Origin of the sequence: Pandoraea anhela (assembly GCF_902459655.1) — a bacterium.
GTDB classification, from domain to species: Bacteria; Pseudomonadota; Gammaproteobacteria; order Burkholderiales; family Burkholderiaceae; genus Pandoraea; species Pandoraea anhela.
Window position 1 is genome coordinate 1 of sequence record NZ_CABPSB010000017.1, and the last position, 20,658, is coordinate 20,658.

Sequence of the window (20,658 nt, forward strand, 5' to 3'; positions counted from 1 at the left end):
GCGCTAAAGATGAAGACCCCGGCCGAGGCATTCGCTTTAGCCGCTTAACCTGTGCAGGTTTTGCTAGGTCAATACATAGGCGCTACCCGAAGGGCATGTAGGAGCCTCATCAATTACGATGCCGGATAGATAGCCACTTCGGTGAAGCAGTTGTCGAAGCGCGTGCAACATGTCCGCATCTGAGAGTCGATAAGAGCGAGCGAGAATGATCTGCCTTGCGGCTTCAAACATCATGCGATCAACCACTGGCTCGAAGACGTTCTCTGCACGAACCCATGATGCTGGAGGGTTACGAATTCGCTCGTGCTTAAGCTTGAACGAAGTCCGATTCCAAACATTGTCGCCAACGTACTTGTCGTTTATCAGGATTTGGTGAACCGTCCCTCTCGTCCAATCAGTGCCACGATCCGTTCGAACGCCCTCCTGATTCAGCGAAGCCGCAATCTCCACCTCGGATCGCCCCTCATCCACGAACAGTCGGTATATTCCCCGCACAATTCTTTGCTCGTCATCCGGCCCCGGTACTAAGATGACGCGATCCGTTTGAATTGCCTTGTGCTCTCCCCGGGCTAGCTCCCCCTTCACCGCACCAAACTGATCTACGCGTACGCGCCGAAGACCATACCCCGCAACACCACCTTGTCGAAAGCCGTTCAGCACATGACGTGTCTGTCCCGCATGAACCTTTACGCTCAGCTCTCGGCTATATTCCCCTGCCATAGTCCGCTTAACGCTTTTGATGATGCTGGAGATCGGACTTCCATCATTCTCGAACTGCTCGGCACAGTAGAGGATCTGGACCCCCGCCTGTTTGCATCGAATCTCATAACTTGCACTCTCGTCCGGGTCTTGGAAGCGCCCCCATCTGCTAACGTCGTAAACCAAAATCACAGAGAAATCCGCGGCCCCAGATTCGACGTCTCGCAGGAGCGATTGAAGGGAGAGACGTCCCCCGAGCGTCAAACCGCTTTTGCCTTCGTCTGCGTAGACTTTCACAACGTCCAAGTCTCGACTTTCCGCAAACGCGAAAATTACGTCCTTCTGGTTCTCCGTGGAGTACTGTTGATGCTCAGTCGACATTCGAACGTACGCAGCAGCTCGCCGCCGCCCCGATGTATCTGTCTGCCGGGCATTCTTAGTGCGTTCCACCTCACTTCCCCCTCCTCGAAAGAGGAAACCACTGGCGCGAAAAAACCTTCGGCGACGGGCATATCAAACACCTATCGCGATGCAGCGCCTACGTTCTCTGAATATAGTTTTGAAGGTGAGAAAAATGTTGCCGACAACAAGCAAGAAATTACATGAGACCAAGGATGAGATAAGCGCGACCTATCCGCTTGTAATAGCGATGGCGCTTAAGACGGAGGTCGGGGAAACGAGGCGTGCGATTAAAACGCTGACCCGATGGACTGGCGCGAGCGAACGTACCGTACAGAATTGGCTGGCCGGAGTCAGAGGTCCTAGCGGCCCCCATCTTGTCGCACTGGCACGTCATTCGGACGCGGTGCATTCAGCCTACCTATCGCTAACCGATAGGGTGGGTAATTCTTCCCAGCAGTTGGACCAATCTGTCGCCCTCCTCAGAGAAGCAATCCTTCTTTTGACGTCAAAGTCAGGTTCTCCTCCGTCCACTGGGGCCAGAAGGAATAGCAACTAGCGTACGGTTATCGCTTTCCGGTTGGCGCGTGATTTGCTTTTATCTTTTGGTAATACGTGCTCGCCCCGTCCTTCGACAATCCAGCCTCAGCGACAAACTGCGCGATGATCTCCTTCCGCGTTACCTGCTTGCGGCGCATCATCCGCTTGTAGACTTCCTTTGCGATCTGCATCTTCGTCTTGGTCTCTGATACCGACGAGCCAGCCTCGCCGTGATACGCCACGTCGTCACTACTTCTGCGTGAACCTGCATCATCAACATCGAGAATCACGATTACCTCCGGTGATGGTGAATTTCGACCACCATCACCGGCCCCGTTGTGTCAGACAACGGTTTTCATTGCTCCATTTCTTCTGATGCCTTCGCGGCGGCAATATCTGCTTCCGCTCTCCTGGCTCTCTCCTCGAAGTCAGGAGATTTCTCGCGCAATCGCTCTAACTCGGCTTTCATGTAGCGCTCCATTCGCTCAACCGTCCCCGAGATAATCTGTTTGTAGTCGATTTTCCTTTGCTTACCAGTGGGAAGCGTTATGTTGGTCGAACGTTTCGGATCGTGGGCCACACCCACCAGCTCCAGCAGGTTGCCGACCAAACCGGCGGGTTTGCTGAATGCATCACGGCGCCATACCCGATCTTGTGCCCAAAGAGACTGAATCCGTGTTTCAGACTTCCTGCATTCCTCAACGAACCCTTCCAACTCGACAACTGAGTATTCAACCTCCGTCAGAAACCCTCTTTCGTCGTCATAGATGCCTGCGGAGATGAACAACTTCCGCAACATATCGATGCGATCCCAATCCCGATTCTGATCCGTCAGCATCGGCGGTCCTCCCTTGAACTGCTCATAACGCGCCAGTTCAGCCGAATATCGCGCCCAACTCTGGTTCCGGAGCATCAGATACTGACGAACTTGACGGGGCAGGTTTCCGTCATCGAATTCCGCCACCTTTTCAATCGTCACCGGTGCGCCCAAGTACGACTCCACACGGTAAGCCATGTACAGATTTTCTTCGTGCGGGGTCAGTTTTTCGTTGTGACGCAATTTATCGAAAATGGGGTTCATGACCTCATCAGAAACCTGCGCAGACGCGATGACGACATCTGCGGCACGTCTGTGCGCGAGCACGGTACTGGCGGCCGCTGCGCCCTTGCGCCCCTCGCGGTTTAGCTCCCGATCCGTTTCGATGATGTTGACGACCCAACCTGTCGATTTCCTAAGATCGATGAAGTTATTCTTGAGAAGATTTTTCGACGCTCGTTGCAGCGCAGTGACATACGAAAAAATCGTCAGGAACTCGTCCTCTTCCTTGCTCAGATTCGCCTTGATGACACGTATCCCAGTGGTGTCCTCAATCGACTCCAGATGTGCCAGCGATGGTTCGTATCTCACGAGGTCGAGCTTGACAACTTCCGGGTCGGTTTCCAAATCCGCAGTTTCCGGCGAAATCCAGACATGGATTTCCTTCGGGTTACGGACTCGGGATAACTGCTGGTCGATATCAAAATGCGTCGTGATCTCCGACTTGAAGATGCCGAACGTGGCGTCAACAAGCGCCTCGCCATTCGGGAACGTGATGTCAATCCCAGTGCCGATGGCGGGGGATGCCAACAACACATCACATCCGAGGATACGGCTCGAAACATCGCTCAAGAACTGCTGAACCTCCGCGTCCTGCGAGTTGTCGGAAGTTACCTTGAAGATCTTTTTGCTTTCACCAAAGAGTGTCTGAAACCGGATTTCCAGCGCATCTATCTCCGTCTTGGAGTTTGAACAGACGTACAAACGCTTACCGTCCACCAGCATCTGTTCCATCACGGAACGCAAATGCCCATCCCCTTGATACACACAGATTTCCTTACCCTCCCCTGTTGGGTAGGTGTTCTGGATCACATGGTAAGACCGGTCTTTCCCGTCGGACAAGATTTCACGCAACATGATCACTGTCGGGGCGTTCATGTCGGCGTCCAGCAAATACACGGACTTCGCATTGCGCAAGTAATACCGAAACACGTTATAGATGCGGCGACGATCAAGTCTCAGTGTCTTCGACACCAGCAGATGTGAAATCACCTGCTCGACCTCATCGAGGATGATGACGTCGTATTTGTCCTCTTGGGTATTCAACCGCCCCTGGAGGCTGTCCATGCAAACCGCATAGTGACGGGTAGGGTTGATGTTCACCTTCACTTGTTTCACAGGACCTTGTTCTCCAGTCCCATCACCCTCTTTGCCTTCCCGCGTAACCAAATCGAAATAACAGGTCAACCCCAGCCGTTGCGCCATCGACCTCAGTAACGTCTGCCGATGCCCCATCAGCAGGACGCTTTTTCCTTTACGTTTCGCTTCATCGACAACACTACGGAGAACCGTCGTCTTCCCACTCCCTTTCGGGCTCTTGATGATCGTCACCCCATCCTGAAGAGGGATCAGTTCGTTAGGTAAGAATCGCTCTTGAAGGAGTCCGGGAGGCGCGGTGTCAAAGTCGAACATATCGGTGTTCGTGTTTTTCTCACGCAGCCACGTGTCAAACGACTCTCGAATCAGCTTCTCAACTCGACGGTCATACTCATGCAAGTCGAATGTTGGACTACCTCGATCCGCCCAGTAGGTTCTTCCACATGCGACACAGTGAACGCCCATCCCACCGCCGTCCGATGAGTGGACAACAAATGCGCTTGCGCGAGAGTCAACATGAACCGGGCAGTAAACCGGCGTCCGGACTTCAGCCTGATTTAGCGGGACTACGCCACCCCGTGCCAACCGGAGTTCCGTGGTCTTGACGAGCCAGTGCTTCGACGTTGAACTCGCCTTGCGTTTGTGGGTTTGCTCTTTCCCATCCGAATCTACATAGGCAACGGCTTCTTCCTTAATCTTGCCGTTGTCTGCCAGCAAAAGGATCTGCGCAATTTCTGACGAATCAAGGATGCCATCGAAAACCACGGACTCGCACCCTCTGCTTCCGTAAAACACCCGTGCGGGTTCTGCACACGCTGTGTCAGCAAGAAACTTACCCACCAGCCCAACCATGACCTGCCGGTAACGCTGCGCATCAACAATCGGTTCGGAGAGCTGGAACACGATTCGAAAGCGATGGTGGTCGTCAGTGTGTGAAGCCGTCGTGTAAGCCAATGCTGCGTGAGCTTTGACATACGGATGTTCGATGGCATCGTTCCAACTCATGCCGTGGTCGACATCGACGGCGATAAATCCCGTTCGTTCGAAGTTCGCCTGCGACCGTTGACCATCTTTGTACTGAGCAGAGAATGCCACGCCCATGGAGATGACCTTCGCTAGATCTTCGCGGGTCATGTCGAACGGTTCCCACCCTTTCCCGAGGTTTCCGCCATTCGCGTTCTTGTTGATGATGTGCTGATTCAGCGAGACTGCAAAAGCCGTGCTCACACTGTGCCCCGTATTGTGGTTGTCTCTCGCCCAAACACCCGTGAAACTACCCCATCTTTCGACGGTGAACGCCTCATGGGATTACACAAGCGAGTGAATTCTAAGAATTGGTTTTACAGCTTCCAGATCAAGGGCAAGCGTTTTCTGGGGTCGACTGGCACACCTAACAAGACCGTTGCGGCTCAGGTGGAGCGTGACGCTCGCGCCAAGGCTCATGCGCGGGTATTTCTTGGACAGGCGGATGAAATTCGCTTGATGGACGCGATCCATCGATACATCGAATCCCGGAAAGACAAGCCCTACTGGCCTGCTATGGACAGTATCGCAAGAAAGATCAACGGTCACAAGGTGATACCCCGTGGTGGTGGCGTGCGTTCCTGTCACTCGTTGCCGGCTGACGTGATGCTTCACGAGTTGACAACCAGGGATGTCGAACGCCTGGTACAACACCGGAAGGTCGAAGGAAATTCACACCAAACGATCAAACATGAAATCGGGCTGATCCGCGCCGCCATGAATGAAGCCGCTCGGCTCGGATACCGAATCAATCGTGAGGTGATATTCCCCGTAATTCGCACCCAATCTCGTCTGCGCTACTTGGATCAGTCTGAGGAAGACGCCCTGCTTCATGCCCTTCACCCTGACACCCTGCTCACCGAGTTGATATCCGAAAAGCTTCACACCCCCGACATGGTTCGGATGGTGCAAGACAACTACGATCTCGCAGTGTTTCTGCTCGACACCGGTTGTAGGTATTCGGAAGCCGCGAACATCCCTTGGTCGTCCATCGACATCGAGAACCAGACGATTAATCTCTTCCGATCGAAGGTGCAGAACGAAAGCATTTTGCACATGACTCAGCGATTGCACGCGGTGATGTACCGACGAGCGACGGTCAGGTCTGCATCAGACCGTCATGTATTCAAGAATAAACAAGGGGAGTCCCGTGGATATTCCACAAACGCGTTCAAAAAAGCGTTCATCCGTGCTGGACTGAATACCCCAACGGTAGTGAAGGAACGTGGCGGGAAAGTCACCCTGCACACGCTTCGCCACACGTTCGCCAGTAAACTCGTGAGAGCGGGTATCAGCCTTTACGAAGTATCCGTCCTGCTCGGTCACTCAGACCCAAAGATGACGCAGCGATATGCTCACCTTGCCCCGAACGAAACCAGCCGGAAAGCGGTTCAGGTGATCGACAGGATGCTTTCACCTGACACATTGAGCTTGACAACAAATCTCTCCGTCAATCACCCGCCCCTGCGGGACGGGATGATTTCCGTCGACAGAACTCAACAGCGGTGCATGTGACGGTGCCCGTCACACTTCCTCAGTTTTCGTTCTGACTTCCATTTATTCCCGGAGTCACCCTCCCTCTCTCCGGGTTACCCCCACACCCCAAAGGCAGAGTGATTTTAATTTATATAGAAGAACTTTAAGATGTCTGCCTTTTTTTTGTTATGCGGGGACGGGTGTGATGGGGAAAAAATCGATGAGATCGTCCACTACGTTCGGAACAGTACGATGTCGCGTCCAAATTTCAGTCTGTCAGTGTCACTACTGACAAGTCGCGTCAGACAACTCAGGACGATACGATCACCGGTCAGTCCCCTGTCAAACCTTGTTATTTCCTGAGTCCATCCTTACTCCCACACTCAGCAGAGGGGAAGAATCCTTCCCGTCTTAACAAAAAAACAAAAAAGGCAGACATCTTAAATTTCTTCTATATAAATTAAAATCACTCTGCCTTTTTGAATGGGAGCGGGATTTGGGAACAGAAAAAATGAAGGGGAACGTCGGTGGATGAAGGTGGGGTGTCACCCGGAGTATTGGTGTTGGAGAAAAGATCAGGACGAAGACCGGGGCGGATGACGGTTTCCGTCATCCCAGATACCGGTCGAGTCCTGTTGACGGAGATCATCCCAACCGCAAGGGTGGATGATCGACGGCGACACCAAAAAAGAAACCCGCACACTACGGTACGGGTAAAAACCGTGCCCCAAGGGGGCGTTACAAGGATACGGGAAGCCATCCACGATTTCTCGTCGGATGGTTATCCATCATCACGTCTGATCCCGTTTGTTGAGAACAGACCTTGATCACACGGAAATCACCTCCAGCAGTTGAACTTGGTCAGCTTCTCGCCGATTTTCTCCAGATACCGCTCTTTAACGTAATCAGGAGTGTTGGCAAGTGCGGCGTCTCGGAACATGCCAGATAGCTGACGACACATCGGGTTTTCTAATCGAATCTTGTATTGAATCCACTGATCAACCTGCTGTGGGGTCGGTGATCCGACTGTCTGTGCGGATACAGCACCACCGAGTACGCAACAGATCACGAAAACTGAGAGTCGAATTGCTCGCATCATCGCTCCCACGGAAGTTTTGGACGGGGTACGTAGACCTCGACCACCTTCACCTTCGTGTCGGGTGACAAGTACGCCATCGTCTCGCGGATCGTCTCGTTCGAGTTGATACGAGTATCGCCGAACGCCCGTTTCTCCAGAACGACGCCGCCGGCATCCTTTTGAATCACACCTCCACCTTGGAGCGAGTACCACCTCGCGCCGGACGTGTTCGTGATATCGCAGTTCACGTCGGGGGTGAACCATCCTGATTGCTTGCATACGACCTTCAGGTCAGGGTTGTCGTTGAACACCTTGATCTCTGGCGGTGACACGGCACCACACGCCGTGACGAGCGTGCAGGCGGAGACTACCCCGAGTACTGTTCGAAACATCAACATGCTCTTGTTCTCCGTAGCTGATGGCTGGGCATGATGACCAGCGTCGGTTACGATATCCCAAGTTAGACTAACCCACAATAGGTTATTGAATAGTCTATATCCGGTTCAAGAATGACCGGATGCCGAACCCTATTCATGATCCGAAGTACCAAGTGTTCCGTCAGATGTTGTTGGATGCCCGCAAGGAGAAGGGGCTACAGCAGGTTGAGGTTGCGGAGAGACTTGGGAAGACCCAGTCGTTCGTGTCGAAGTACGAACGGGGAGAAAGACGCCTCGATTTTTGTGAGTTTATCGAGGTTGCTGCTGCGTTAGAAGTCGATGTGATCCAGTTTATTGGACGTTATCAACAACTGCTTAACCGGAGTATCTAGTCAGCATCGCTAAGCATTTAGATTATCGTAGAATATCCTTTGCCACGCGGGTAATCGAGCGGGTTGGATTAGAAAAAATATCGAGGGGAACTTGCATGACGAAGATAATTACCTTGTTCAATCACAAGGGTGGCGTAAGCAAAACAACTACGACGTTCAATCTGGGCTGGATGCTCGCTTCGCTCGGCAAACGTGTGCTCCTTGCCGACTTCGACCCTCAATGCAACCTCACCGGTATGGTGTTGGGTTTCAAGGGAATCGAAGATTTAGAGGAAACGTATAAGTCTGATCCGCCGAACAACGTCAAAGACGGACTTGCGCCGGCATTTGAATCTAAACCTCGACAGATTGTCGGCGCCGAGTGCGTTCAGGTTCCAAGCAACGACAACCTCTTCCTGTTGCCCGGCCACATTGGCCTCGCAGAATACGAAACCACTCTCGGTGTAGCCCAAGAACTCAGCGGCTCATTACTCGCTCTGCGAAACCTTCCTGGATCATTACGGTTTCTTTTGGATGCAACTGCGGAAAAGTACGCGATTGATTATGTGCTGGTCGACCTTAGCCCTAGCCTCGGCCCGATGAACCAGAATCTGTTGATGACTTGCGATCACTTTATCGTACCTCTTCACCCAGATTACTTCTCTTCGATGGCCCTCAGTTCGCTGTCAAAATCTCTACCACGCTGGGCAGCGTGGGCAAAGACTGCTTATAGCATTGCCGTTTTGAGGGATGCGGATTACCCATTTCCCGAGCCCAAAGCCAAGTTCATTGGCGCGGTCGTCCAGAAGTACCGTCCCCGGAATGGGCAACCGAGCGCAGCCTTCCAGCGCTGGGTTGATCAACTAGCGAGGGGGCTTCGCAATGAGCTCATTCCTAGTCTGGAGTCGTGTGGCTTATTGAATTCTGATGAGTTCGAAGAGAAAGCTGGATTTGCTCCGTACGAACCACTCCTCAATGTCGCAGACTTCAACAGCCTAATTGCCCAGTCTCAGGAACACCTGGTTCCAGTGTATGCCTTGACGGCAGAAATGCTTCAACAGGCAGGCGCGGTGTGGGATAGTACGAAGGAAAGTATGCAGAAGTTCGAAACGGCATTCCGCGATTGCGCGAACAAAGTAATTAGCCTTACGACATGACCCCGATTGCACATTTCGAATCAATTTGGGGACGATGTGAGGAGTTAGCCGCAATGCATGCGTATTTGGCTAAGCAGCTTACGAATGCATTGCGTCCGGATGAATTGCTTCGTGCCGAATGGGTCACTCGGGTTAGCGCTCTTGACTTGTACGTTCACGAACTTGTCGCCAAGGGGATGCTGGACACGTTTGAGGGCCGCAAACCGGCCTCAAACGGATATCTCCGCTTCCAAGTTGCTAACGACGTTTTAATGAGAATCCGCTCAGCGCCTTCGCCCAATGCTGCTCGCCAGGCATTCGACTTGGAAGTTCGGACGAGACTCGGATACGTTACGTATCAAGACCCGGATAAGATCGCGGAGGGTGTGCGCTTGTGTTCCGATGTGGAACTGTGGAATGACGTAGCCATCGCACTAGGTGCTACTCAGGCAACGAAGATCGTGAAAGCGAAGGCCATCAAGCGAGAACTCTCCCTGATTGTAGAACGCCGAAACAAGATCGCCCATGAAGGGGACTTGCAGCCCCTGCCCCCCCGCGTCCCTTGGGTAATAGATCGAGCGGATCTTCAACACGTCGCGCGTTGTATCGAAGGGATCGTTCGTGCGATAGATAGTATCGTCACCGCTTAAGCTCGACGTTGGTTGAAATGCAGTGGTAATTGCATGAAGGTTCGATCTTCATCACGAGGATCGCACCTCATGAACTTCTTTCCCCATCACAAACGCAGCATCGACGCCCTCGCAGAGATCCTCATCACCACTCGGCAAGCGAAACGCTTGACAACAAAACAGGTTGCCGCCCGACTTGGCAAACCTGAAGCATTCGTTCTCGACTACGAATCCGGCAAGTACCGGCTTGATCTTCCCGAACTTGTGGATATCGCAGATGCCATTGGGATCGACATGGTTGAACTCATCAATCTCTACCAGCAACGAATGTGAATGCCTCGCGCCAGAGCAGCGTCTAACTTACGCCATAGGCTCAGACATTGTCCGCTGAATCCGCTCCATCAAATGTCGGAAATGCATATGATCCGATTTTTCTTCACAGCGCATCATAAGATCCTCCGTTTCTCTCGCCAACACGTGAATCTGCTCCATCCTTTCAGCTAATGGAACGCGTTTCGACTCCCTCAATCGTTCCAAAGAATTCGAGATTCTCTCGTACTCGATGGCGGTGATAGAACCGCGTCGGGGGGATCTCACTCTTTCATGCATCGTGATCTCCATCAACTTCCTCACTTCTCGCATTTCAGCCTGAAGAACCTCCAAGGCCAAGCCCTCCTTTCCGCCTTTGAGATCAGGGATCTTTGCTGCGCTATTGAGCGCCAAGAGTTTTACGATTGAGTTAACGTTCCCTGCATCTCCATCCGCAGCCACAGTTGCCTCGATCGCGTCCTTCAGCTCCCCCTGCGTACGGAGTACGTCGTGATAGCGCATTTCTTTCGAATATTCGAGATATCGAAGCGGCGCAATATCAAAAATCTTAGGGGTCCCTATTTCCTGAATAATCACAACAGGTCGATCAAATGCCTGCCTAATTCCAAGCTCAAAAAGTACATTCGGATTTCTACTACTTAGATCGCATATTGCAATGGGTGCATCGATAAGTTTTTTCAGTATGTCCAGATGAATAAGATTGGTCGCTTTTACTTCATCAGCACGGATCGCTTGATACCCTGCTTTCTCACAGGATGGGTAAATCACGTTGTCATAAACGTGCTTAAAATGCCCCTGAGGATAACCATCGACATCCGCGATTGGCATTATTACGAAGCAATCTTTCTTTTTATCTTTATCAGCCACATCCCCCCCTATCTTTTCCTTTATTTTTCCTATCAACAGCGATCATTTTCGGCGATTCAGAAGGTTAGCATAAACCTATCCCACCGTACCCTGATCAAACCTCGACCAGTTTATCCACTCAAGATCCAACGCTGCCTGAGCTTGACAGAGCTTCGCTAGGCCAACAACCGATTACCGTGCCGCACTTTATCCTCATGCCAGTCAATCCGCGTGGGACATGGATCGGATAACAGATCACATAATTATTATATTTTTCTCTTCTCGTTATCCCACGGGGCAGGTCCACCCGCGACGACCAGCTGTCGGCGCCACCGTAATCGCCGGTTGAGGTACGTCCTTAGATAGATTAGCTGCAAGCCTGGATCGGTAAATCCGCGTATTCGGTGATGTTGCTAAAGGTCCCAACGAAAGGTGGGGGAACTCCTGGGCACAAGCTGGCGCAAAAATTTGCAAGTCCGATCTCAGAAGTATAATTTTTTGGAATGCGGAACGTTACGAGCCGAAAAATACAACCCGCCCAAGGTCACGTTTGGCAAAAAATGTGAGGCGGCAAAAACTCCCGCTCGCCGCCCTCATCTCTATGTCTTCTTCTGCTCAAATACTCGCGAGAATCTCGTCGCGTCGCTTCTGGAAATCTTCGGGGCTGATGAGTCCCTTCTCGTGCAGATCCTTCAGCTTCCGAATACGGTCCTCGAGCGAGGCTGACGAACTTGCTGCTGGTGGCGTTTGCGCAGTGTTGCCTGCTCCGGCACATGCTGCATTGATGTCATTCATCAATGCCACCTCATCAAACAGCGTGTTGCCCTTCTTGTCTCGCGTGAGATTTGAATAATGTCGACCGAGAGCAAGCGTTTCTTGCTTGATATCGGCGTTTGTAGGGGTTCCTTTCAGCTTTTCCAGAGACGAGATATACCGCTGACGCGCAGCTTCTCGTTCCCGCGCTGCCTTATTCCCAGCCATAACACCAGCGACAATTATCCCAATGACTGCTACAAGAAATATCCACCCCATCACGTTCCCCTTGTTATCTGGTCACATCAATATTTTCGGTTTTACTGATTACCCAACGCCGAAGCAGGCCACCAATCGACATCTAAGCTGGTTTTGGTCATGCAGTGTATGACACGCTCGACGCTTACATCAAGGTTCCCTACACCCCGGTCTTCTTCTCTTGAATCTGTCCTTTAAATGGATTTTTGCCACCGGACCCACACAAAGCGACCAAGGAAGCCCCAAAACCGCCTGAAACCGGACCAACGGGAATCTAAAAAAGCGCCTGCGATGGGAATCGATCCCAAGGCTCTCACCCCAGAAGCGCACCCACCTACAAAACGCGCAGATTGCCAAACGCCACAATCCCCGCGTAGAATGGCACCCTTCGCGGGCGTCGTATAATGGTAATACCCTAGCTTCCCAAGCTAGAGCCGTGGGTTCGATTCCCATCGCCCGCTCCAGAACGCTTCCCTCCCCCACGGGGGTTCTCTCGGTACGTTCTGCAAGTCTTGATACTTCCCAAGAGATTTCCGCCAGCGCTCTGACGCACCCCGTCACAGCGTCATGCCGTACCCCTATCAGGAGTCGCTTCAGCGCCCCCGCAGTGCAGGCGCCGAAGCCAGCATAGCCCGACGTCGCAATTTCGACTCAGAGGCCCAGTTCGGACAGCCCCGGATGATCGTCCGGACGGCGCCCGAGCGGCCAGTGATACTTCCGCTCGCTTTCCTTGATCGGCATGTCGTTGATGCTCGCATAACGACGCTGCATCAATCCATTCGCGGCGAACTCCCAGTTCTCATTTCCATATGACCGGAACCAGTTGCCCGCATCGTCGTGCCATTCATAGGCATAACGCACCGCAATCCGGTTGCCGTCGAAGGCCCAAAGCTCCTTGATGAGCCGATAGTCGAGCTCCTTGCGCCACTTGCGCTCCAGAAAAGCCTGCGCCTCAGCACGGTTGGTCGCAAATTCAGCACGATTGCGCCATTGCGTATCCAACGTGTAAGCAAGCGCCACCTTGGCCGCATCGCGTGTGTTCCAGCCATCTTCGGCCAAACGGATTTTCTCGATCGCGGTTTCCCGGGTGAACGGCGGCAGCGGAGGACGTGTTTCCATGATGACTCCTGACAGTTAGCAAGGTAGACCGATCTGTCTACATGGCGAAGTGTAGACGCGGTAGAACGACCTGTCTACAATTCCCCTATGAATCCTACTCATGACTGCCCCGCCCAACCGTCACCCCGCGATCGCATCCTCGTCGCAGCGCACGATCTGTTCTATCGCGACGGCGTGAGGGCGACGGGAATCGACAAGATCATCGAGCGGTCGAAAGTCACCAAGGTCACGTTCTATCGTCAGTACCCGAGCAAAGACGACCTCATCCGCGCATACCTGGATTACCGGCATGTCCACTGGATGCGCTGGTTTCGCACGACGCTCGAAGATCATGTGGCCAACGGACAGGCACCGTCCGAGGCGCTCGTCGCCACGCTGACGCAATGGTTCTCACAGGACGAATTCCGAGGCTGCGCCTTCCTGAACTCATCGGCCGAACTCGGGACCGCCGACCCCGAAATCCTGAAAATCGTGCGACAGCATAAAGACGACATGACGGCCGTCCTCGAAGGACTCGTCCCCCCCGGCGCCGCCCGCGCCACGAAAGCACGAGCCCTTGCCCTGGCCGTCGACGGCGCAATCGTGCATGCGCAGATGGGACATCCCCTGCCCCTCGTTCTCGACGGCCTCAGAACGCTCATCCACCCCGTGCTCACGCCGTGATGCCGACGTGCCGACGGCCAAAAGCATCGCCCGACGGCACAGTCCTTGCGCGGTCGGTGCACAGTCTCTGCTGCGGTTTCGCTGCATTTGCCGGCGCTCATGCCATCCGCACCACATCAAACCCATGCCTGATATCCGGTTATTTGAACGTTGAGTCAAAAATAACCTATAGTCACGGCATTGCAGCCACGCAGCAGGTGCGCTGCCCCATCGATTGCTCCCGATAGACGAGGCTCAGCCATGAGCGGCAGACCCAGAGAATTCGACGACGCGGCCGTCATCGACGCCGCAATGGACGTCTTCTGGACGCATGGCTATGAAGGCACGTCCGCGCAAACGCTCGTCGAATGCACCGGCCTCGGACGCGGCAGCCTCTATAACGCCTTCGGCAGCAAGCTCAACCTCTATCACGAAGCGCTCGACCGCTATCAGGCGCTCGGACTCCAGAAGCAGGCCGACATTCTCAGCACGCCCGGCCCCGTCAAGGATCGGCTGCGTGCGCTCATGCAATGGGGCATCGACGACGATCTCGATCCGGTCAAACAACGCGGCTGCATGGCCCTGTTCGCCGCGTTCGAGCGCGGCGCCAAGGACGAGAAAGTCCGACAGATCAGTCAGGCTTACTTCACCCGCATCGAACAAGTGCTCGTCCATCTGATCGCCGTCGGGCAGCACAACGGTGAACTGTCCACCGACCGCTCACCCGTCGTCGTGGCGCGCACATTCCTGTCGAGCTACTACGGCCTGCGCGCCCTCGGGCGCACCGTCTGCGACCGCGCCTTCCTAGAAGGCATCATGCAAGGCACGCTCGATCAACTCTGACGCCCGACCCAGGCCGTCATTTCGTCGCTGACCTTACCGCTGACCTCATCGCTCACCTCATCGCTCACCTCATCGCTTAACTTCTCGCGCTGCACATCACTCACCACACCTGACACCCTGCCCCCTCGCGGGCCGCACCCTCACCCGCGATTATGGAATGATCGTTATAGATATGAAGCAAAAATCGACAATGCCGCCCGTCGTCTACCTGCTTGGACTGACCGTCTTCGCGATGACCACAGCGGAATTCATGGTCGCCGGCATGATGCCGGCGCTCGCCCACGCGATGCATGTCGGGATCGGCGACATCGGCAATCTCATCTCGCTCTATGCATTGGGGATGACCGTTGGCGGGCCGGTGCTGACGGCACTGCTGCTCGCCCTGCGCACGCCGCACAAGCGCGCGCTGATCTGGTTGCTGACGATTAACGTCGCAGGCGGCGTACTTGCCGCGATCTCGACTCGCTACGAGGTGATGGCCGTCGCGCGCATCATCATGGGCGTCGCCAGCTCGGCGACGTTCGGCGTCGCGCTCACGCTCTGCGCCGATCTCGTCGCGCCGTCCGTACGCGGACGCGCTGCTTCCTTCGTGCTCGGAGGGCTCATGTTCTCGCCCGTGGTCGGTGTGCCGCTCACGGCCTTCATCGAGCAGCACTTCGGCTGGCGCGCCAGTTTCTGGCTCGTGGCCGTGCTCGCCGCGTTGTGTACCGTGGCCGTCGCGCTGTGGGCGCCCAAGCGTGAGAGGCAGGCGGGGGAAGTTGTCAGCCTGGCGGCTGAATTCCGCTCGCTGCGCAATCGTCCGCTGTGGGCCGCGTTCACGACCAGCGGTCTGATCATCGGGGCGACGTTCGCCGCGTTCAGCTACTTTTCGCCGATCTTTTTGAATGTCGGCGGGGTATCGGCCGCCGCCATTCCGAACCTGCTCGCGATGTACGGCATCGCCAACATCATCGGTAACGCCGTGGTGGGACGCTTCGCCGACCGTCATACGCTGACCGTGCTGATGACGGGTTTGTCGGTGCTCGCACTGGCGCTGATCAGCTTTGCACTTTGGGCACCATTGACGCCGGTCGGTATCGCTGCGTTCGCCGCTATCGGACTAACGGGCGTGTCGCTCAATCCGGCGATGGTCGCGCGGGTGATGCGGGCCGCTGCGCCGGGGCCGCTCGTCAATACGATGCACACGTCGGTGATTACCGCGGGCCTCGCGTTCGGCACGTGGGCCGGCGGCGCCGCCATCGACGCCGGCTACGGCTTGCGTGCCCCCCTCTGGATCGGTGCCGCGATGGCTGCGCTCGGTCTTGCCAGCTTATTACCCTACCTCCGTTCGGGTCTTGCTCAAGCCCCCGAGACGGTTTGCTCCGCGTCCTGATTCGTCAGAGACGCGCCTGACAGCCATGTCCGCACCGCGGTCGCCGACCGCCGCGGACTGGCTGCCCGTCGCGACGACCAGCGCCAATTCGCGCCTCTCTCACCCCGTGTCGTCGGCTTGATCCGGTTTCGCTCATCGCGGACGGATCAGAACAGCGCCATCACATCGTTGATGAACTTGGCGACCGGTGCTGCCCGGCTTGCCCACGTGCCTACCGTCACCAGTGCGTCGCAGATCGGTCCAATAGCTGCCATGTCACACCTCCAGTCAGTTCGATTCGGTTTGCGTTTCGTCGCGAATGGGTCAGAACAGCGCCATCACATCGTTGATGAATTTGGCGACCGGCGCCGCCCGGCTTGCCCACGTGCCAAAGACCACCAGTCCATCGCAGATCGGTCCAATCAGAGCCATTTCACACCTCCGGTTTCGTTAGCCTTCGTTTCGTCGTTTCGTCGTTTCGTCGTTTCGCGTTTGTCGCGAGTTGGCTCAAAGATAAACCTCGGGTCGGGAGCTGAAAACTGAGATAAATCACAGTCGGGCGTGGCAGACGGATCGACGGCTGCGGCGCAGGCCGCGCACATCGGCCGCAATGTCATCGTCATGACATCTGTCGACAGTCCCAAGCGACGGGGAAAAGCGCCGTCTCACGCCCGTCAACCCCTGTCGCACAGAGCAGTCGGGGGTCGGAAGGCGCGCGCAGTGTAAACTGCTGGGTTTTTGACCCCCCAGTGGAATGGTGCAAGTGTCCCGGCGTCCCGTTATCAGCGCCCCAACACTCATACGCTCGCTGGCCCGCCTGAGCGCGTTCACGCCCCCCGAGGCCGCGCCGTCGCTCTCGGACCGAATGAGCCAGTGGCTGGGCTGGACCGACGCCATCGCGTTGTCGTCGGCCCTGAAAGCCCACCCGCCGGCGGCAACGCCCGGCGCGCGTCCGGCTGCGCAGGACCCGGCGAGCGAACTCGCACGCGTGCGCGCCGAGCTGGCCGCCGCCATCGCCCGCGATTGCGGTCTGGCCGCCGCGCCCGGCGGGCAGATTCGCGCACTGAGCGCCGCCGAGCGTCAACGCGCCGCGTCCTTCGCCGAATTCCCGGCGTATCGACAACGCTACGCGACCTCGCAGCAGACGATGGATACGGCGATTAGCGCCCTGCGCACCCGCCTGCGGGCTCAGTTGGCCACGCAGTCGCCAGACGCTGCCCGACTCGCCAGCGTCGACGCCGTTATGGAACGCGTGATGGGCGCACGTGAGCGCACACTGCTGTCGAGCGTGCCGAATTTGCTCGAAGGACACTTCGTGCGGCTGCGCGATACGGAACAGGCGGCAATGGCCGCTCCGCGCGTGCCCGGTGCACCGCCGCTCCCCCCGGCCGGCACCTGGCTCGACACCTTCCACCGGGATATGCAGAGCGTTTTGCTCGCGGAACTGGATATACGCCTGGAACCGATCGAAGGGCTGATCGCCGCCCTCGCCTCGGTCGCCACCGGCGAAAACGTTATTGAACCCGGACAACATGACCCGTTACCTCGTTGATCTCGTTGCCTTTGTCGCAGGGCTGGCCGTCGTCGGCTGGATCGCCATCGGCTATGCCGGCACCAATACCCTCGCGCTTGCCGTCGCGCTGCTGATCGCCGCCGTTTATCTCATCGGCGCGCTCGAACTCAAGCGCTTCCATCAGTCGACGAACGCTCTCGCCAATGCCGTGGCCGGCCTGAACGCTCCCCCCGCCTCGCTGCCGTCATGGCTCGACACGCTGCCCGCCGGATTGCGCACCGCCGTGCGGCTGCGCGTGGAAGGCGAACGGGTGGGCCTGCCCGGCCCGGCCCTCACGCCTTACCTCGTTGGCCTGCTCGTGCTGCTCGGCATGCTCGGCACGTTCCTCGGGATGGCCGCCACGCTGCGCGGCACCGGCATCGCCCTCGAAGGCGCGACCGATCTGCAAGCGATTCGCGCCTCGCTCGCCTCGCCGGTCAAGGGTCTCGGCTTCGCGTTCGGCACGTCGGTCGCCGGTGTCGCGACCTCGGCCATGCTCGGCCTGCTCGCCGCACTCGCGCGCAAGGAACGCGCCCACGTCGTCCAATCGCTCGACGCCCGCATCGTCACGACGCTGCGCGGTTTCTCCCAGCAGCATCAACGCGAAACCACGCTGCAACTGCTTCAGCAGCAAGCGACAGTCATGCCGGCGCTCGTCGAGCGTCTGCAAGACATGATGGCCGCGATGGAGCGCCAGAGTCAGGCGCTCGGCGAACGTCTGGTCGCGAATCAGGACGCGCTGCACGCCAAGACGGACGCCTCCTACGCACAACTGACCAGCGCGATGCAGCAGTACCTGAAGGACAGCGTCGCCACCACGGCAAGCGCCGCTGGCGCGGCGATTCGTCCGGAGGTGGAAGCGACGATGGCCAGCCTCGCGCGCGAGACCGCCACCTGGCACCAGACCGTGTCCAACGCCGTGCAAGACCGCATGGATGGCCTGTCCGATCGCTTCGAAGCGACGACCACCCGCGTGGCCAACGTCTGGAAGGATTCGCTCGACGCGCAATTGCGCACCAATGAATCGCTCGCCACCGACCTGCGCGCCGCGCTCGGCGACTTCACGCAAACGTTCGAGACCCGCTCGTCGCGACTCGTCGACGATGTCGCCGCCCGACTCGAATCGGCGACGACGCACGTCGGCAATGCGCATGCGGACGTCGCGAAAACATGGGAGGCGTCGCTCGTCACGCAACAGCGCAGCAACGACGCGCTCGCCGAGAACCTCGGCGCCGCTCTGGCGCAATTCGCGCAGACCTTCGAGACACGCTCGGCCAAGCTGGTCGACGATGTTGCCGCACGCCTCGACGCCACAACGGGCCACGTCAGCGCTGCACATGCCGGCATCGCGCACACATGGGAGACGTCGCTCAGCACGCAACAGCAAACGAACGACGCGCTCGCCAAAGCCCTCGGCGCCACGCTCGCACAGTTCACCGAGTCGTTCCAGGCACGCTCTGCCGGTCTGCTCGCAGACGTCGCCACACGTCTGGACAGCGCCACCGGCAGCATCGCCACGGCACAGACGACCGTGGCCGAAGCCTGGGCGCAGGCGCTCGGTCAGCAGCAGCAATCGCACGACGCCCTCACGCAATCGCTCGGCACTGCGCTGGAGCGTTTCGCCCAAACGTTCGAAGCGCGCTCCGGCGCGTTGCTGGGCGACATCGCCGCCAAGCTCGACACCGCGAGCGGCAACGTGAGCGGCGCGCACGCGCGCGTTGCACAGGCATGGGACCAGTCCATCGCGTTGCAGCAGCAAGCCAATGCCGCGCTGAACACCGAACTATCCGCAGCGCTCACGCGCTTCACCGACACCTTCGAGCAGCGCTGCGCACATCTCATCGACGGCGTGAGCCAGCGCACCGAAGGCGCAATGCACAGCGTGTCGGAGACGGCCGCCGTCGTCTCCGGCGAATGGCAGCAGGCGATCACCGCGCAGCAATCGGCCAACGATACCCTCGCCCGCGATCTCGCCAACGCCCTCACCCGCTTTGCCGAGACGTTCGAAGCGCACGCGTCGCAGTTGCTGCAAAGCGTCTCCGCGCAGATGGATTCGACGTCTGCCAACGTCGCACAGACGTGGCGCGACGCCGTTGCGGCGCACGCGCGCACGAACGAGCGTCTGGCCGACGGCAATCAGCAACTCGTCGCCGCAACCACTCAGGCGTTCACCGAACACAGCGCCTCGCTGCTCCAAGCGCTCAGCGCCGCCAACACCGCACATCACGACGCCACCGCCGAGCGCGAGACGCAACGCCTGTCCGCCTGGACCGAAACGCTCGAAGGCACGCTCGCCACGCTGCGCGCGGAATGGCAGCAAGTCGGCGCGCAAACGGCCAGCCAACAGCAGGCGATCTGCGACACGCTGGCCCGCACCGCATTGGAGATGTCCGAACAGACGCGCGCCAACGCCAGCGACACCCTCGCGGAAATCTCGCGTCTGGTGCAAACGGCGTCCGAAGCGCCGAAGGCCGCCGCCGAGATCATCGGCGAACTGCGTCAGAAGCTCTCCGACAGCATGGTGCGCGACAACGCGATGCTCGAAGAGCGCTCGCGACTGCTCGACACGCTGGGCACACTACTCGACACCGTCAAGCACGCGGGCAACGAGCAACGCGCCGCCGTCGACGAACTGGTGACGACATCCGCCCAGTTGCTGGAGCGCGCCGGCGCGAATCTGGGCGAGGCGCTCGCCGCGCAAACGGAGAAGCTCACGCAGGCATCCGCACAAGTCACCGGCAGCGTGATCGAGATCGCGAGCCTGGGCGACGCCTTCGGTGCGGCCGTGCAATCGTTCGGCGAATCGAACACGCAATTGCTCGAACACCTGCAACGCATCGAAGCCGCGCTCGACAAGTCGATGGCGCGCAGCGACGAACAACTCGGCTACTACGTCGCGCAGGCGCGCGAAGTCGTGGAACTGAGCGTGATGTCGCAGAAGCAAATCCTCGAGAATCTTCAGGACATGGCGCAAACGCGTGCACACGCCGCATTGGCCGCAACCTCGCAGGCGGCGCAACCGGGTAGCGTGGCAGCATGAGG

16 protein-coding genes, 1 tRNA gene and 1 pseudogene are annotated in these 20,658 nt (G+C 57.2%); 11 read left to right on the forward strand and 7 right to left on the reverse strand.

Going from position 1 to position 20,658, the window contains the following annotated elements:
- Positions 1–75: 75 nt before the first annotated feature.
- From PAN31108_RS19890 to PAN31108_RS19905, 3 genes and pseudogenes are all read right to left on the reverse strand, one after another.
- Positions 76–1,149: pseudogene (locus tag PAN31108_RS19890) on the reverse strand (recombinase family protein); the annotation flags it as partial.
- Positions 1,150–1,664: 515 nt separating this feature from the next.
- Entirely contained in the window at positions 1,665–1,928 is a 264-nt protein-coding gene (locus tag PAN31108_RS19900) for a hypothetical protein (RefSeq protein WP_150670510.1), read from the reverse strand.
- Positions 1,929–1,993: 65 nt separating this feature from the next.
- Complete coding sequence (locus PAN31108_RS19905; RefSeq protein ID WP_150670511.1) at positions 1,994–5,059, reverse strand: plasmid replication protein, CyRepA1 family; 3,066 nt, start codon at positions 5,057–5,059, stop codon at positions 1,994–1,996.
- A 75-nt stretch (positions 5,060–5,134) separates the two neighbouring features.
- On the opposite strand from PAN31108_RS19905, the gene PAN31108_RS19910 reads away from it, so the two are divergent.
- Positions 5,135–6,370, forward strand: coding sequence for a tyrosine-type recombinase/integrase (locus PAN31108_RS19910; protein ID WP_150670512.1), 1,236 nt, complete (start codon positions 5,135–5,137; stop codon positions 6,368–6,370).
- Between the two features lie 1,056 nt (positions 6,371–7,426).
- On the opposite strand, the gene PAN31108_RS19915 is transcribed toward PAN31108_RS19910, so the two are convergent.
- A complete protein-coding gene (locus PAN31108_RS19915; RefSeq protein ID WP_150670513.1) occupies positions 7,427–7,807 on the reverse strand; it encodes a hypothetical protein in 381 nt (126 codons plus the stop codon).
- Between the two features lie 119 nt (positions 7,808–7,926).
- On the opposite strand from PAN31108_RS19915, the gene PAN31108_RS19920 reads away from it, so the two are divergent.
- The 4 genes from PAN31108_RS19920 (at position 7,927) to PAN31108_RS19935 (ending at position 10,255) form a co-directional block, all read left to right on the forward strand.
- Positions 7,927–8,178, forward strand: coding sequence for a helix-turn-helix domain-containing protein (locus tag PAN31108_RS19920; RefSeq protein ID WP_150670514.1), 252 nt, complete (start codon positions 7,927–7,929; stop codon positions 8,176–8,178).
- 95 nt (positions 8,179–8,273) lie between these two features.
- A complete protein-coding gene (locus PAN31108_RS19925; protein ID WP_150670515.1) occupies positions 8,274–9,314 on the forward strand; it encodes a ParA family protein in 1,041 nt (346 codons plus the stop codon).
- Positions 9,311–9,943: a HEPN domain-containing protein gene (locus PAN31108_RS19930; RefSeq protein ID WP_281350120.1), complete on the forward strand. Its 633-nt coding sequence runs from the start codon at positions 9,311–9,313 to the stop codon at positions 9,941–9,943. Before PAN31108_RS19925 ends, PAN31108_RS19930 begins: the two co-directional genes overlap by 4 nt.
- A gap of 69 nt (positions 9,944–10,012) precedes the next feature.
- Entirely contained in the window at positions 10,013–10,255 is a 243-nt protein-coding gene (locus PAN31108_RS19935) for a helix-turn-helix domain-containing protein (protein ID WP_150670517.1), read from the forward strand.
- Positions 10,256–10,282: 27 nt separating this feature from the next.
- Here PAN31108_RS19935 and PAN31108_RS19940 read toward each other — a convergent pair whose 3' ends face one another.
- Positions 10,283–11,119 carry a hypothetical protein gene (locus PAN31108_RS19940; protein WP_217426341.1) on the reverse strand — a complete coding sequence of 279 codons (837 nt, stop codon included), beginning with the start codon at positions 11,117–11,119 and terminating at the stop codon, positions 10,283–10,285.
- Between the two features lie 594 nt (positions 11,120–11,713).
- Positions 11,714–12,130, reverse strand: coding sequence for an SHOCT domain-containing protein (locus tag PAN31108_RS19945; RefSeq protein WP_150670518.1), 417 nt, complete (start codon positions 12,128–12,130; stop codon positions 11,714–11,716).
- Positions 12,131–12,499: 369 nt separating this feature from the next.
- Between PAN31108_RS19945 and PAN31108_RS19950 the strand changes: the two genes are divergently transcribed.
- Positions 12,500–12,573, forward strand: a tRNA-Gly gene (locus PAN31108_RS19950).
- 187 nt (positions 12,574–12,760) lie between these two features.
- Here PAN31108_RS19950 and PAN31108_RS19955 read toward each other — a convergent pair.
- Positions 12,761–13,228 (reverse strand): nuclear transport factor 2 family protein, encoded by a 468-nt coding sequence (locus tag PAN31108_RS19955; protein WP_150670519.1) that lies wholly within the window; start codon positions 13,226–13,228, stop codon positions 12,761–12,763.
- A gap of 87 nt (positions 13,229–13,315) precedes the next feature.
- On the opposite strand from PAN31108_RS19955, the gene PAN31108_RS19960 reads away from it, so the two are divergent.
- From PAN31108_RS19960 to PAN31108_RS19980, 5 genes are all read left to right on the forward strand, one after another.
- The gene (locus tag PAN31108_RS19960; protein WP_150670520.1) at positions 13,316–13,891 is read left to right on the forward strand and encodes a TetR/AcrR family transcriptional regulator; all 576 of its coding nucleotides are present in this window, start codon (positions 13,316–13,318) and stop codon (positions 13,889–13,891) included.
- A 240-nt stretch (positions 13,892–14,131) separates the two neighbouring features.
- Entirely contained in the window at positions 14,132–14,713 is a 582-nt protein-coding gene (locus tag PAN31108_RS19965) for a TetR/AcrR family transcriptional regulator (protein WP_150670521.1), read from the forward strand.
- Positions 14,714–14,885: 172 nt separating this feature from the next.
- On the forward strand, positions 14,886–16,085 hold the full coding sequence (locus PAN31108_RS19970) for an MFS transporter (RefSeq protein WP_246184053.1): 1,200 nt from the start codon (positions 14,886–14,888) through the stop codon (positions 16,083–16,085).
- Positions 16,086–16,818: 733 nt separating this feature from the next.
- A complete protein-coding gene (locus tag PAN31108_RS19975) occupies positions 16,819–17,616 on the forward strand; it encodes a DUF3348 domain-containing protein (RefSeq protein ID WP_150670522.1) in 798 nt (265 codons plus the stop codon).
- Complete coding sequence (locus PAN31108_RS19980; protein ID WP_150670523.1) at positions 17,597–20,656, forward strand: DUF802 domain-containing protein; 3,060 nt, start codon at positions 17,597–17,599, stop codon at positions 20,654–20,656. Before PAN31108_RS19975 ends, PAN31108_RS19980 begins: the two co-directional genes overlap by 20 nt.
- Positions 20,657–20,658 lie beyond the last annotated feature (2 nt).

Bases quoted from the DNA above. Each gene is read 5' to 3' on its own strand.
- PAN31108_RS19915 (WP_150670513.1), bottom strand. From the start codon at position 7,807: ATGTTGATGTTTCGAACAGTACTCGGGGTAGTCTCCGCCTGCACGCTC.
- PAN31108_RS19970 (WP_246184053.1), top strand. From the start codon at position 14,886: ATGAAGCAAAAATCGACAATGCCGCCCGTCGTCTACCTGCTTGGACTG.
- PAN31108_RS19965 (WP_150670521.1), top strand. From the start codon at position 14,132: ATGAGCGGCAGACCCAGAGAATTCGACGACGCGGCCGTCATCGACGCC.
- PAN31108_RS19980 (WP_150670523.1), top strand. From the start codon at position 17,597: ATGACCCGTTACCTCGTTGATCTCGTTGCCTTTGTCGCAGGGCTGGCC.
- PAN31108_RS19910 (WP_150670512.1), top strand. From the start codon at position 5,135: ATGGGATTACACAAGCGAGTGAATTCTAAGAATTGGTTTTACAGCTTC.
- PAN31108_RS19920 (WP_150670514.1), top strand. From the start codon at position 7,927: ATGCCGAACCCTATTCATGATCCGAAGTACCAAGTGTTCCGTCAGATG.
- PAN31108_RS19975 (WP_150670522.1), top strand. From the start codon at position 16,819: ATGGTGCAAGTGTCCCGGCGTCCCGTTATCAGCGCCCCAACACTCATA.
- PAN31108_RS19960 (WP_150670520.1), top strand. From the start codon at position 13,316: ATGAATCCTACTCATGACTGCCCCGCCCAACCGTCACCCCGCGATCGC.
- PAN31108_RS19930 (WP_281350120.1), top strand. From the start codon at position 9,311: ATGACCCCGATTGCACATTTCGAATCAATTTGGGGACGATGTGAGGAG.
- PAN31108_RS19935 (WP_150670517.1), top strand. From the start codon at position 10,013: ATGAACTTCTTTCCCCATCACAAACGCAGCATCGACGCCCTCGCAGAG.
- PAN31108_RS19945 (WP_150670518.1), bottom strand. From the start codon at position 12,130: ATGGGGTGGATATTTCTTGTAGCAGTCATTGGGATAATTGTCGCTGGT.
- PAN31108_RS19925 (WP_150670515.1), top strand. From the start codon at position 8,274: ATGACGAAGATAATTACCTTGTTCAATCACAAGGGTGGCGTAAGCAAA.
- PAN31108_RS19955 (WP_150670519.1), bottom strand. From the start codon at position 13,228: ATGGAAACACGTCCTCCGCTGCCGCCGTTCACCCGGGAAACCGCGATC.